This window comes from Ruegeria sp. CDSC079 (assembly GCF_059610505.1).
The window spans coordinates 91,772-104,339 of the sequence record NZ_JBXWNT010000006.1 but is presented as its reverse complement, the minus strand read 5'-3'; the positions used below and the strand labels follow the sequence as shown (position 1 = coordinate 104,339).

Annotated in this window: 12 protein-coding genes and 1 tRNA gene; 6 read left to right on the top strand and 7 right to left on the bottom strand. The window is 54.9% G+C overall.

Going from position 1 to position 12,568, the window contains the following annotated elements; all coding sequences use genetic code 11:
• Positions 1-64: 64 nt before the first annotated feature.
• From AC2FIC_RS12850 to AC2FIC_RS12835, 4 genes are all read left to right on the top strand, one after another.
• On the top strand, positions 65-442 hold the full coding sequence (locus tag AC2FIC_RS12850) for a hypothetical protein (protein ID WP_271947148.1): 378 nt from the start codon (positions 65-67) through the stop codon (positions 440-442).
• Positions 442-1,452 carry a branched-chain amino acid ABC transporter permease gene (locus AC2FIC_RS12845; protein ID WP_282021241.1) on the top strand — a complete coding sequence of 337 codons (1,011 nt, stop codon included), beginning with the start codon at positions 442-444 and terminating at the stop codon, positions 1,450-1,452. Before AC2FIC_RS12850 ends, AC2FIC_RS12845 begins: the two co-directional genes overlap by 1 nt.
• Positions 1,449-2,762 (top strand): branched-chain amino acid ABC transporter permease, encoded by a 1,314-nt coding sequence (locus AC2FIC_RS12840; protein ID WP_282027400.1) that lies wholly within the window; start codon positions 1,449-1,451, stop codon positions 2,760-2,762. Before AC2FIC_RS12845 ends, AC2FIC_RS12840 begins: the two co-directional genes overlap by 4 nt.
• Positions 2,763-2,938: 176 nt before the next feature.
• Positions 2,939-3,190 carry a hypothetical protein gene (locus tag AC2FIC_RS12835; RefSeq protein ID WP_142633761.1) on the top strand — a complete coding sequence of 84 codons (252 nt, stop codon included), beginning with the start codon at positions 2,939-2,941 and terminating at the stop codon, positions 3,188-3,190.
• Between the two features lie 36 nt (positions 3,191-3,226).
• Here the strand turns inward: AC2FIC_RS12835 and AC2FIC_RS12830 are convergent, their stop codons facing one another.
• The gene (locus AC2FIC_RS12830) at positions 3,227-4,768 is read right to left on the bottom strand and encodes a helicase HerA-like domain-containing protein (RefSeq protein WP_496691226.1); all 1,542 of its coding nucleotides are present in this window, start codon (positions 4,766-4,768) and stop codon (positions 3,227-3,229) included.
• Between the two features lie 433 nt (positions 4,769-5,201).
• On the opposite strand from AC2FIC_RS12830, the gene AC2FIC_RS12825 reads away from it, so the two are divergent.
• Positions 5,202-5,819 (top strand): invasion associated locus B family protein, encoded by a 618-nt coding sequence (locus tag AC2FIC_RS12825; protein WP_282027399.1) that lies wholly within the window; start codon positions 5,202-5,204, stop codon positions 5,817-5,819.
• 40 nt (positions 5,820-5,859) lie between these two features.
• Here AC2FIC_RS12825 and AC2FIC_RS12820 read toward each other — a convergent pair whose 3' ends face one another.
• From AC2FIC_RS12820 to AC2FIC_RS12805, 4 genes are read right to left on the bottom strand one after another with little or no spacing between them, the layout of a single operon-like run.
• Positions 5,860-7,068 (bottom strand): beta-ketoacyl-[acyl-carrier-protein] synthase family protein, encoded by a 1,209-nt coding sequence (locus tag AC2FIC_RS12820; RefSeq protein WP_271947157.1) that lies wholly within the window; start codon positions 7,066-7,068, stop codon positions 5,860-5,862.
• Positions 7,069-7,077: 9 nt separating this feature from the next.
• Positions 7,078-7,335 carry an acyl carrier protein gene (locus AC2FIC_RS12815; RefSeq protein WP_142633752.1) on the bottom strand — a complete coding sequence of 86 codons (258 nt, stop codon included), beginning with the start codon at positions 7,333-7,335 and terminating at the stop codon, positions 7,078-7,080.
• A gap of 32 nt (positions 7,336-7,367) precedes the next feature.
• The gene (gene lpxD / locus AC2FIC_RS12810) at positions 7,368-8,459 is read right to left on the bottom strand and encodes a UDP-3-O-(3-hydroxymyristoyl)glucosamine N-acyltransferase (protein ID WP_496691225.1); all 1,092 of its coding nucleotides are present in this window, start codon (positions 8,457-8,459) and stop codon (positions 7,368-7,370) included.
• 36 nt (positions 8,460-8,495) lie between these two features.
• Positions 8,496-10,100: a L,D-transpeptidase family protein gene (locus tag AC2FIC_RS12805; protein ID WP_496691224.1), complete on the bottom strand. Its 1,605-nt coding sequence runs from the start codon at positions 10,098-10,100 to the stop codon at positions 8,496-8,498.
• A 355-nt stretch (positions 10,101-10,455) separates the two neighbouring features.
• Between AC2FIC_RS12805 and mepK the strand changes: the two genes are divergently transcribed.
• Complete coding sequence (mepK, locus tag AC2FIC_RS12800; protein WP_142633747.1) at positions 10,456-11,025, top strand: peptidoglycan L,D-endopeptidase MepK; 570 nt, start codon at positions 10,456-10,458, stop codon at positions 11,023-11,025.
• A gap of 165 nt (positions 11,026-11,190) precedes the next feature.
• Here the strand turns inward: mepK and AC2FIC_RS12795 are convergent.
• Both AC2FIC_RS12795 and AC2FIC_RS12790 read right to left on the bottom strand, forming a co-directional pair.
• A tRNA-Arg gene (locus AC2FIC_RS12795) sits at positions 11,191-11,267 on the bottom strand.
• A gap of 66 nt (positions 11,268-11,333) precedes the next feature.
• Complete coding sequence (locus AC2FIC_RS12790) at positions 11,334-12,554, bottom strand: cysteine desulfurase (RefSeq protein ID WP_496691223.1); 1,221 nt, start codon at positions 12,552-12,554, stop codon at positions 11,334-11,336.
• Between the last annotated feature and the right edge of the window lie 14 nt (positions 12,555-12,568).

Below are 12,568 nucleotides of genomic sequence, written 5' to 3'. Positions count from 1 at the left end.
ACTTGATTGGCATAGGTCTGCCGTGGTTCAAAAGCCAAGGAACCAGATCGTTAGGATTACTGCCATGGCTTGCGCAATCAGTCTAACAGACAATTTTGCGTTGGCCGAAGCAGCAAACACTTTACCTCAGGTATTCGAAATAGAATGTGATTGGTCTAACGACCATTCGCTTGAAAGTGCCGGCACGCTTTCTGGAACACCCACACTCGCTTATTCGTCGTCTTCCAAACCCATCAAACTTGACACCGCCATTCAGAACAACCCAATCGAGCAAATTGGGGTTGGCGGGGCACGGCATTTTCTGGTCCCTTCAATGGGGCCACTTGCAGGATTGACCATAACGGTGTTTCCTGATGGCCGAAGCGTACGTACACAGATTTACAACGCGCTCGGTGATCTCTCAGTTCAATCCAGCATCGGTACATGTGAGGTCATTGAATAATGGATTTCCTCAACGCCCTAGTGGCGCTCTCCAACTTCGTCCTCGTTCCTGCAATCGCCTATGGCAGCCAGTTGGCGCTGGGCGCTCTGGGGGTCACTCTGATCTATGGCATCCTGCGGTTCTCGAACTTTGCCCATGGCGACACGATGGCCTTTGGTGCGATGATCGCCGTGCTGGTCACATGGGGCCTGCAGGCCGCCGGGGTCAGTTTCGGGCCGTTACCGACTGCTCTGCTGGCCCTGCCCTTTGCCATTCTGGGCTGTATCGTTCTGGTTCTGATCACGGATCGGCTGGTTTACCGTTTCTACCGGGAACAAAAGGCCAAACCGGTCATTCTGGTGATCGTCTCGATGGGCGTGATGTTCATCATGAACGGGCTGGTGCGGTTCATAATCGGGCCGGATGATCAAAGGTTCTCGGACGGTGAGCGGTTCATCGTTTCAGCGCGGGAATTCAAGGCAATGACCGGGCTGCGTGAGGGGTTGGCGATCAAGACCTCTCAGGGCATCACCGTGGTTGTGGCCGTAGTCGCCGTGGCACTTTTGTTCTGGTTTTTGAACAAAACCCGCACCGGCAAGTCGATGCGCGCGTATTCGGATAACGAGGATCTGGCGCTGCTGTCCGGCATCAACCCTGAACGTGTGGTGATGATCACTTGGATCCTTGTCGCGGCGCTGGCGACAACTGCGGGTGTGCTTTACGGGTTGGACAAGAGCTTTAAGCCCTTTGTCTATTTCCAGCTTCTGCTGCCGATCTTCGCTTCGGCGATCGTCGGCGGCCTCGGCAACCCGCTGGGCGCTATCGCGGGCGGGTTCATCATCGCGTTTTCCGAGGTGACGATCACCTATGCATGGAAAAAGGTGCTGACCTATCTGGCACCGGAACATCTGGAGCCATCGGGATTGGTCCAATTCCTATCCACCGATTACAAATTCGCGGTCAGCTTTGTTATCTTGCTTATCGTGCTTCTGTTTAAGCCCACAGGTCTGTTTAAGGGGAAAGCAGTATGACCGAGACTGTCAAAAATACGCTGCTTTTCGTGGTTGTTGGCGGCCTGATCCTGTTGACCGGATTCACGCAAAGCTGGAATTCGGCGATCCTGATCCTGAACATGGGGCTGATCTCGGCCATCATGGCGCTTGGGGTGAACTTGCAATGGGGCTTTGCGGGCCTGTTTAACGTTGGTGTTATGGGCTTTGTTGCGCTGGGTGGGCTGGCAGTTGTGCTGGTCTCAACCCCGCCGACACCCGGCGCGTGGTCATCCGGAGGATACGGGATCGTCCTTGCGTTGCTGTTGGGGGCTGCGACCGTCGTTGCGGCGGTTCTGGTGGCAACAAAAATACCGAGGGGCCGTGTACAGACGATTGCCATCGTCGCCATTCTGATCGCCGGGTTTTTCATTTACCGTGCGGTGTTTGACCCCAGCGTTGCTGGTGTCGAAGCCATTGACCCAGCCGTTGCGGGCAACCTTGGCGGGTTGAATCTGCCGGTTCTGTTGGCCTGGCCCGCGGGTGGCGTGCTAGCCGCCGGTGCCGCGTGGCTGATCGGCAAAACAGCCCTTGGCCTGCGCTCGGACTATCTGGCGATTGCGACGCTTGGGATTGCCGAAATCATCATCGCAATCATGAAAAACGAGGACTGGTTGGCCCGAGGTGTCAAGAATGTCTACGGCATCCCACGCCCTTCGCCCGTGGTCGGCTATGAGGTTGAGCTGCAGCAGGATCCATCCTTCATTGCCCGTGCCGATTGGTTTGGGCTGGACCCTGTCATCGCCTCGACCCTGTCGGTCAAGCTGGGCTATTCCCTGCTGTTCATGGTTGTTCTTCTGATCCTGCTGTGGATGGCCCAGATGGCGCTGCGCAGCCCCTGGGGCCGCATGATGCGCGCCATCCGTGACAACGAGGTTGCAGCCGAGGCGATGGGTAAAGATGTCACCCGCCGCCATTTGCAAATCTTCGTTCTGGGCTCTGCCATCTGCGGTATCGCGGGCGCGATGATGACAACGCTGGACGGGCAGTTGACGCCGGGTACCTATAACCCTCTGCGCTTTACATTTCTGGTCTGGGTCATGGTGATCGTGGGCGGATCGGGCAACAACTTTGGTGCTGTGCTGGGCGCGTTCCTCATCTGGTTCCTGTGGGTCCAGGTCGAACCGATTGGGTTGTGGATTATGAACCTGATCACGTCCGGAATGCCCGATGGCAGTGCGCTCAAGACGCATCTGATCGACAGCGCGGCCCATATGCGACTGTTCACGATGGGGTTGATTCTGCTGATTGTTCTTAGATTCAGTCCAAGAGGGCTGATCCCCGAGAAATAGGGCCACAGAACCTCCAATATGTGGAACCGCGTCAAGAAATTGGCGCGGTTTCTTGCTTTTGAGTGAGGAACTTACTAGAGCAAATCATCGGCCTGACATGTTTCACAGTCGTGTTCACCAATTATTTGCCTTTGTGCAGACTACTACCATTTGCCCGCAGGGAATAGAAAACACCGATGAAAACCACTCTTACAAAGACACTCATTCTGTTGCCGGTTCTTGCCTCTTTGACCGCATGTATTCCGTCACCAAAAGATCTGGAAACCACTCCGGTCAAAGTCCAGACCCCCAAGGGCGTGGTGACATGCCAGCTCTACCGGCAGAACCGCGTGGACTGGGACCGGGCAATCGACTTTCCGGCAACAAAAATGTCCGTCCCCGAGGCTGATGCATATTGCAGACAAGAAGGCCAACGCCGCCTGAAGTGACCGTTGTGTGGCCGGGCAATCAGCCCGGCCCGCCATTCAACGATTACGAAATAACCCGCCCAGAATGCCTCGGACGATCCTGCGCCCGGTTGTTCCCTTAAGCTCTTTAATGACGGCCTCGCTCATGGCGGTGGCAAAGGTGTCTTTCTTTCGCACGATCCGCGAAGAAGACCGCGTTACTTTGCTACCTGAGTATCGGCGAGCCGTGGCAAATTCGCGTTCTGCAATCGATTGAGACTCAAGCTGTTCTTCTGCCTCGGCTGCGGCCTGTGCCGCGGCATCAGTCCGCGCCTGGAGTATCTCAAAGGCTGATCTGCGATCTATGCGGGTTTCGTATTTGCCTTTCATCGGAGACGCATTCATTACCATTTGCCGTTCGGCAGCGGTAATCGGCCCCAACTGTGACCCAGGGGGACGGATCAAAGTGCGTTCGACGATGCCCGGAACCCCTTTCTTTTGCAGCATGGATGTAACCGCCTCGCCCACGCCAACCTCACGGATGGCGGCCTCAGTATCAAAGGTTGGATTCTCGCGGTAGGTTTCAGCCGCAAGGCGAAGGTTTTTCCTGTCTCGGGCGGTGAAAGCTCGCAAAGCATGCTGTACCCGGTTACCCAACTGACCCAGAATGTCTTCTGGGATGTCTGCCGGGTTTTGCGAGATGAAATAGACCCCTACGCCCTTTGATCGGATAAGGCGGGCGACCTGCTCGACCTTGTCCACAAGCACTTTGGGCGCGTCTTCGAACAACAGATGCGCTTCGTCAAAGAAAAATACCAGCTTGGGTTTGTCCGGATCGCCGACTTCGGGCAACTCTTCAAACAGTTCGCTCAGCAGCCATAACAGGAACGTCGCATACAGACGAGGTGATCCCATCAGCTTGTCAGAGGCCAGGATGTTCACCATGCCATTCCCGTTGGCATCGGTGCGCATAAGATCGGCCAGTTCCAGGGCAGGTTCGCCAAACAGATTGGTGCCCCCTTGATTTTCAAGAACCAATAACCGTCGCTGGATGGCACCGATCGAGGCGGTTGAGACATTCCCATAGCGCAGCGAAAGATTTGCTCTGTTCTCTCCGATCCAGACCAACAGGGCTTGCAGATCTTTCATATCCAACAGGGGCATACCTTCTTCATCGGCAACCCGAAATGCAATGTTTACAATGCCTTCTTGTGCTTCGCTCAGGTCCATCAGCCTGGACAACAACAAAGGTCCCATCTCGGATACTGTGGTTCGAACCGGATGGCCTTGCTGACCGAACAGGTCCCAGAAAGTGACCGGGCAAGCGGCATATTCGTAATCCGTGAATCCGATGGTTTCGGCACGCTTCTGAAATGCCCCATGTAGCTTGTGACTTTCACTGCCCGCCAGCGCCAAACCAGACAGATCACCTTTGACGTCAGACAGAAACACCGGCACCCCGGCCTTGGAAAACCCCTCGGCCAGGATCTGAAGCGTCACGGTCTTGCCAGTGCCGGTCGCACCGGCGATCAGGCCGTGGCGGTTGGCGTATTTCAACGACAACGTCTGCGGTTGGCTGTAATCTGCGCCACCACCGCCAAGAAATATGTTCTCACTCATATGCTTAAGGCCCTGTTTCCTACCGATCTCCGCCCAGCATACAAAGTTAACCTTTGGCTGCGATAGTTTTCTGGTTGTTCGTGTATGAGAATTCCGCGGTCAACAAACTTCCTCCCTGTCGACTGGCCGCGCGTTCACGCGCGGCCCTTTTTTCACCATAGCTTCATAATTAAATTTTCAGGTTAGCAGTTGACCACCGCGCCGCCCTCTCGTAACGTCTGCTCATAATTAAGTCGGCCGGTCCGACGGGGAGAAAAATTCATGAAAGGGAGCCGCTCCACCGGCTCCCTTTTATCTTGGCCACACGTGTTGCCCACGGGGCCTCAGGCGAGATTCCGATCACTTCTGTCTTTTTACGCTGCATAATGCCTGACACTGCGCGCCAGTGGTGCTAGACCCGGCGAAAAGCCACATCAACAATCACGAGGCAATTATGTTCAGGACACCGATAAAGCTTGTTGCGGCAGCTTTTCTTTTCAACGGCGCCGCCCTGGCGCAAGAGACCACCGACACGGCAGAACCTGCCACCGAATCCCCTACGACCGAGCAGGTGGACAATGGTCTCGACCTGGGGCAGCCGGTCGATGAAACCGTCAAGGTCGGACAGCGCTATGACAAAGAAAAATTCGGCGACTGGAGCCTGAACTGTTTGAAGATGAACGCGGGCAAAGATCTGTGTTCGCTGCTGCAAGTCATAAATGGCCCGCAAGATGTGCCTATGGCTGAGTTTTCCATGTTCCGCCTACCCGAAGGCGGTTCGGCTGTAGCCGGAGCAAATATCTTGGTTCCGCTTGAAACCCTGTTGCAAGCGCAGCTGACCCTCTCAATCGACGGGGCGCCTGCCAAACGCTACAACTATTCGTTTTGTAACCCTGTTGGCTGTGTTGCCCAAATCGGCCTGACCCAGGGGGATATCGACGCAATGAAGCAGGGTAGCAAGGCGACTTTGACCATCGTTCCAGCGCCCGCGCCGGATCAGGTGATCGAACTTGACCTGTCTTTGTCCGGGTTTACTGCAGGCTACGACATTGTTGATGTCGCAACCAACTGAAGACTACATTTCGAGAAAGCCGTTTAACCCAGCGGCTTTCTCAAACCCGCTTCAAGGCAAGTACTGCGTTCAGACCTCCGAAAGCGAAAGCGTTGCTTAGCGCAACCTCAACTTTCGCATCGCGTGCCTCGTTGGGCACAACGTCCAAAGCACATTCCGGATCTGGTTCTTCGTAGCCAATCGTCGGTGCAATCACCCCATCTCGCAGGGCCATGATACAGGCCAAAAGCTCTACCGCGCCGGTTCCGCCAATCAAGTGACCATGCATCGACTTGGTGGATGAGATCAAAAGTTCGTCCGCATGCGGGCCGAAAACGCCAGCTACAGCGGCACATTCCGTTTTGTCATTGGCCGCAGTACCTGTGCCATGGGCGTTGATATAACCCACCTGATTGGCATTCAGGCCAGCATCAGACAACGCCCCTGACATCGCACGGGCTGCGCCCTGCTTGCTGGGCATTACAATGTCTGATGCATCCGAGGTCATCGCGAAACCAACAACTTCGCACAAAATTTCTGCCCCACGCGCCTTCGCGTGTTCGTATTCCTCGAACACGAAGATGCCCGCTCCCTCTCCTTGCACCATACCGTTTCGGTTGGCGCTAAAAGGACGACAGGCATCCTTGGACATCACCCGCAGCCCTTCCCAGGCCTTAACGCCACCAAAGCACAACATGGATTCTGAGCCGCCGGTGATCATCGCAGGGGCCGCCCCGCTGCGCACCATCTGAAAGGCTTGCGCCATCGCATGGTTCGATGAGGCACAAGCAGTCGATACCGTAAAGCTGGGACCTTTGAGGTTATGTTCCATCGATACGTGGCTTGCCGCCGCGTTGTTCATAAGTTTTGGTACAACAAATGGATGGACCCTGTTCTTCCCGTCCTCATAGACTGAACGGTAGTTGTCGTCCCAGGTCGAAACGCCACCACCTGCTGTTCCCAGAACCACGCCAGATCGTGCAGCCAACTCACCGTGGAATTCGATCCCGGACTGATCTATGGCCTCTTTGGCCGCGGTCAGGGTAAACTGTGTAAACCTGTCATACAGAGTCATCTGTTGGCGGTTGAACCGACCCTCGGCTTCGAACCCCCGGACCTGCCCACCGATCTTGATCGCCAACCTGTCGACGTCTCGAAATTCAAGTTCCGAAATGCCACAACGGCCTTCCCGCATCGCCTCAAGCGTATCTGGAACTGAATGACCAAGCGAATTGATCGTGCCTGCCCCGGTTATTACTACCCGTTTCATTTGCTTGGGTCAGACCTTTTCTGCCACAAGCTTTTCGATCCCAGCAATGATCGCGGCGACATTTGAGATGTCAAAGTCACTGGCCGTTGGTTCATTGGCATTGAACGGAACGGTAATGTCGAACTCTTCTTCGATGGCAAAGATACTCTCGACCAGCCCCAGGCTGTCGATCCCCAGATCTTCGAGCGTACTTTCGGGCGTCACATCCGAAGGCTCCAACACGGCTTGTTCGGCAATGATGGCAATGACGCGGTCGGTGATGCTCATATCGATCCTCTGATTATCACGTTGAATGTGATTTAATCGCTCGGAGGCTGTTTGGAAACAGCCTTTTTCAACGCCTCCACGTCACGAAGCATCCGCGGCAATCTGCGCTGCGCCTTATAGACATCAGTAAAGGTTTCCATCTTCACAGCCGGGTAGCCCATCAACACACGACCGGCAGGTACGTTTGACAGGATTTTGGTACCACCGCCGACAATCACCCGGTCGCCAACGAAAATATTGTCCGAGACGCCTGATTGCCCACCCAGAACCACGTTATTGCCAAGCTCAACCGAACCGGAAATACCAGACTGACCACACAGCAGACAGTCATTACCAACGCGCGTGTTGTGGCCGATATGGACCTGATTATCCAGTTTTGTGCCATTCCCGATGCGAGTATTACGAATGGTCCCGTTGTCGATCGTGCAATTCGCACCGATCTCGACATCGTCGCCAATTTCCACAGAACCCAGTGAATGAATGCGCAGCCAGCTTTGCGCGCTGGCGTCTCCTGCATCCCCCAAGGTCTTGCGCGCGTTCTCTACCCCCGATACTTCGGGCGTAACAAAACTGAACCCGTCGCTACCGATCCTTGCCCCTGGTTGCGCGATAAAACGATCCCCGATCTGCACACGGGCACCAATGCTGACCATTTCGCGCAGAACGGCGTCTTCGCCCAACACAGCATCCATGCCTATGACGCAATGCGGTCCGATATTCGCCCCTCTGCCGACCCGGGCCCGTGCACCAATGACTGCCAGAGGGCCGATTGAGACCCCATCTGCCACATCCGCAGTCGGGTCGATGACTGCAGAAGGGTGAACCCCGGATCCAAAGCCCTGCCCTTTATCCAGCATGGAGGTGATCCCGGCCATCGCCATCCGCGGTCGCCGAACGAATATTGCTGCCTTAAGCCCCAACGCCTGCCAGTCAGCACCTTCCCAAAGGATGGCGACCTGCGCCGAACCCGATCCCAGATCCTCGGCATATTTCGGCGACATCGCCATCGCCAGATCAGTGGCAGTTGCATCCGACGGTTCAGCAGCAGCATGTACGACCAGGCTGGCATCGCCCTGGAACTCAGCGTCAAGGGCATCTGCGATTTGTTGAACTGTATATTTCATGTGGGGCTTCCCGGAACTAGGACCTGCCCCCGGTGATTACCCCTGAACGTCCGGCAGGGCCACCCCTGCTTTCTGCAGAGCATTCCAGATTTTCTGATCACGGCCATAGACGTCGCGTCGGTACTGTACCTCACCTTTCGGGCCAATAAAGGCAGTGCGGTAAATCAAGTGGACAGGAACATGCTGCTCAAGTTTCACAGTGGTCTCTTTTCCAGTCGCGAGAATCCGATGGAAAAATGCCTTTGGGTTTTCTTCTTGCTTCGCCAACAGTGCGTAAGCGAATTCGAAAGGCTGAGCCAATCTGATACAACCATGCGAGAAGGCACGAGATTCCCGAGCAAACAAACTTTTCTGCGGTGTATCATGCAGATAGATGTTGTGCTTGTTGGGGAACATGAACTTCACCAGCCCCAGGGCATTGCTTTTGCTGGGCGGTTGGCGCATCGCAAAAGGAAAGTTGCTTGCGGTGAACTGAGTGAAATCTACTGCCCCGCGATTGACCTGGCGACCACTGCGATCGGTAATCTGAATATGCCCAACGGCATTTGGGTTGGACTGCAGCTGCGGCAGGTATTCCTTGGTGATGATCGAGCGTGGGACATACCAGCTGGGGTTAATGACCATATGTTCCATCTTGTCGGAAAACTCGGGGCTCCGACGATCATGGGTGTTCTTGCCGATCACAGCGCGGGTTTCAAAGGTAATAAAGCCGTCATCAACAATCTTGGCTGAGAAATCAGCCTGATTGACCAGAATGTGGCGTTCACCGCGCTCGCGCGGCAACCAGCGCTCACGCTCCAGCGCGACATAGACGGCCTTCAGACGATCCGAAGCAGTGCGGTTCAATTCAGTAATTGTGCCCGGACCCGCGACACCATCTGCGGCAAGACCATGTGCGATCTGAAACCGCTGAACGCCTGCCAGCAAGGCATCGTCAAAAACAGGGCTGGCTGTTGGGTTCATAAAACCCATTTCAACCAGTCGGTTACGCATCGCTATTACGGCGGGTCCAGTATCTCCCAGTTCGAGCTTAGCCTGCGGAACAGTAGTTCCCCAACCGCCTTGGCGAACCAATTCTTCCAGCGCAAGTTTCTGCTTCATCAAAGCCCGATACTGGGTCGAGCTTGGCGCCAACTGATCGAAATAGGCTGCATCCTCCGAGGTCGTCAGTCCACGCAGATGCCCTGCTGTCGAGGTCGGCTCGACCTTCCTGACCAATCCATCGTCTATATCGGATGGTCGTATAAGGCCTGTCCTCATGTCCTGAGCATAGGCTGCAAAAACGCGTGTCAACTCGACCTCGACGGCCCCAAGCTGACGCGCTGATTTTGCTGATTGAAGCCGGTCAACCAAGCCCTGCGCATCATAGGCGTTCGCGGGTAGCCCGTGTAATTCGACCGCAGAAAGCCCCTCAATCAACCGTTGACGACGTTCAGCATGTGCAGCCGTGTCGCCAACCCAAACAGGCACGAATCCTCTTTCACGGTAGAAATCGGCAATCTCAGACCCGGAAGGTGCAAATTCGGCAACCGCCATCTGGAATGCGGTGTCAGGCTTGGCCTCAGTGTTCGCCATCGCCGAAGACGTTAGAAAACATGCGGCCAAAGCAATACCGGTGCTTGCACGAAGAACAGAGAACATTTGGAGCCCTTGAATTTTCAATATAATACGCCGTTTCAGGCAATGCCGAACAATTATGGTTTTGCTTGAAACCCATTGTCTATTCACAAATGCATCAATTTCGTGCTTATACCCAAGCGTGATGCTTGTTTGCATCGGACAGATTTCGGCGACGGCCTAAGACGTTGGATCTTTGCCATTTTGCACCACCTGCGCAAAAAACTGCCGAAAATTCCCCCTTGAAAAGATGAATTTGAAAGACTTCTTGGCCGCCCTTCACGAGTGTGTCATAAATCCCTCATCTGGGATGGGAATAAATTAATACAGCGCGCGTAACATCGTGTGCAGGCAGGAACAGTACGGGACGAAACACAAAATGACGACGAGCAGTTCCTCGGGTTTGACCCGGCGTGCTTTATTGGGCGCATTCGCAGCTACAGCAGTTGTAGCAACTCCAACCTACTCCAATGCAGCAGGATTCCTTCGTGGCGGTGGTGATATTCGCCGTATTCGCATGTATTCCGGACGCACTGGCGAGCGGATCGATATGATCTATTGGGTTGACGGTAAATACATCAAAGACGCGGTCAAAGAAGTGAACCACTTCATGCGCGATTGGCGCACCGACCAGGCCAAAGATATGGACCTCCGCACGATCGACATCATGGCGGCGTCGCATAATCTGTTGGATGTCAACGAACCCTATATGCTGCTGTCGGGCTATCGCTCGCCGCAGACCAACGCGATGCTGCGGTCACGGTCGCGCCGTGTTGCCAAGAATTCGTTGCACATGAAAGGCCAGGCAGCCGACCTCCGCCTGTCATCTCGTTCGGTCTCGCAAATGGCCAAAGCGGCGATGTCTTGCCGTGCTGGTGGTGTTGGCAAATACCACCGCTCGAACTTCGTGCATATGGATTGCGGTGTGGTAAGAAGCTGGGGCGGTTGATCCGCCCCGCCCGTCGTCAAGAGAAGTTTGTCGGTCACGTAACCGTTTGAATGAGCAGATTTATCTGCCATTGTGGAGGTGTCATTCTACTCAGGCAGCCTCATAAATCCTGCGCAAACCGGCTGTTGCAGGTGATCTTCAATACGAGCCCAAATATTCAAGAAATGGCGCACCTGAGAGGATTCGAACCTCTGGCCTCTGCCTTCGGAGGGCAGCGCTCTATCCAGCTGAGCTACAGGTGCCTGAGCCGTTAGCTAACCTTGTTCCGGGCCGGGTGCAACTGAAAATCGACCCGGATCAAACAGGTTTCACGCGAAAAGATCATGCGCAAGTTCAAGCGCTTCGATCAGGGTATCGACCTCATCTTTCGAGTTATAGAGACCAAAACTGGCGCGGCATGTCGCGGTGACTCCGAGGAAATCCATCAATGGTCCAGCACAATGGTGCCCGGCCCGAACGGCGACGCCCTTCTTATCCAAAATCGTCGAAATGTCATGCGCGTGGCCTGCACCGTCCAAAGTGAAGCTAAAGATCGCCGCTTTGTCCGGCCGTGTCCCCTGAAGCTGAATCCAGTTCAGCCCCGCAAACCTCTGCATCGCATAGTCTCGGATCCCGGCCTCATGAGCAGCAACGTTGTCCATCCCCAAATCCATCAGATAGTCCAGAGCGACGCCCAGTCCGATGGTTTGCACGATGCCAGGAGTTCCCGCCTCGAATTTCATCGGTGGATCATTGTAGATCACCTGATCCTTGCTGACCTCTTTGATCATGTCACCGCCACCGATAAACGGGCGCATTTCGGCCATCCGGCCAGATTTGATGTAAATCGCTCCCGATCCCGATGGGCCATAAAGCTTATGCCCGGTGATGGCGTAGAAATCGCAGCCGATATCCTGGACATTGACCGGCATATGCACGGCGCCTTGACTGCCATCCACCAGCACCGGGACGCCTTTGGCATGGGCGCCTTCTGTGATTGCTTTGACATCCACAACCGTGCCCAACACGTTCGAACAATGGGTCACCGCGACCAGCTTGGTTTTTGGACCGATGGCATCAATGACAGCTTGCGGATCAAGCCCGCCATCCGCATCCACATCCACCCATTTCAGCACTACTCCCTGACGCTCGCGCAGGAAATGCCAGGGTACGATGTTTGCATGATGCTCCATCACACTCAGAACGATCTCGTCCCCGGCCTGAAGACGCGGCATCGCCCAGCCATAGGCGACCAGATTGATGCCTTCGGTCGTGCCCGAGTTCAGAACAATTTCATCTTCATCCGTTACGCCCAGAAATCGGGCAATAGTTCCACGAACGGATTCGTATTTCTCGGTCGCCAGATTGGACAGATAGTGCAGCCCGCGATGCACATTTGCATATTCTTCGCTATAAGCCCGCGTCACAGCGTCAATGACAACCTGTGGCTTCTGAGCTGATGCTCCATTGTCCAGATAGGTCAGCGGCTTGCCGTTTACCTCTCGGGACAGGATCGGAAAGTCAGCGCGAATTTTCTGCAGATCGAACATCGTATTTTTCTTCC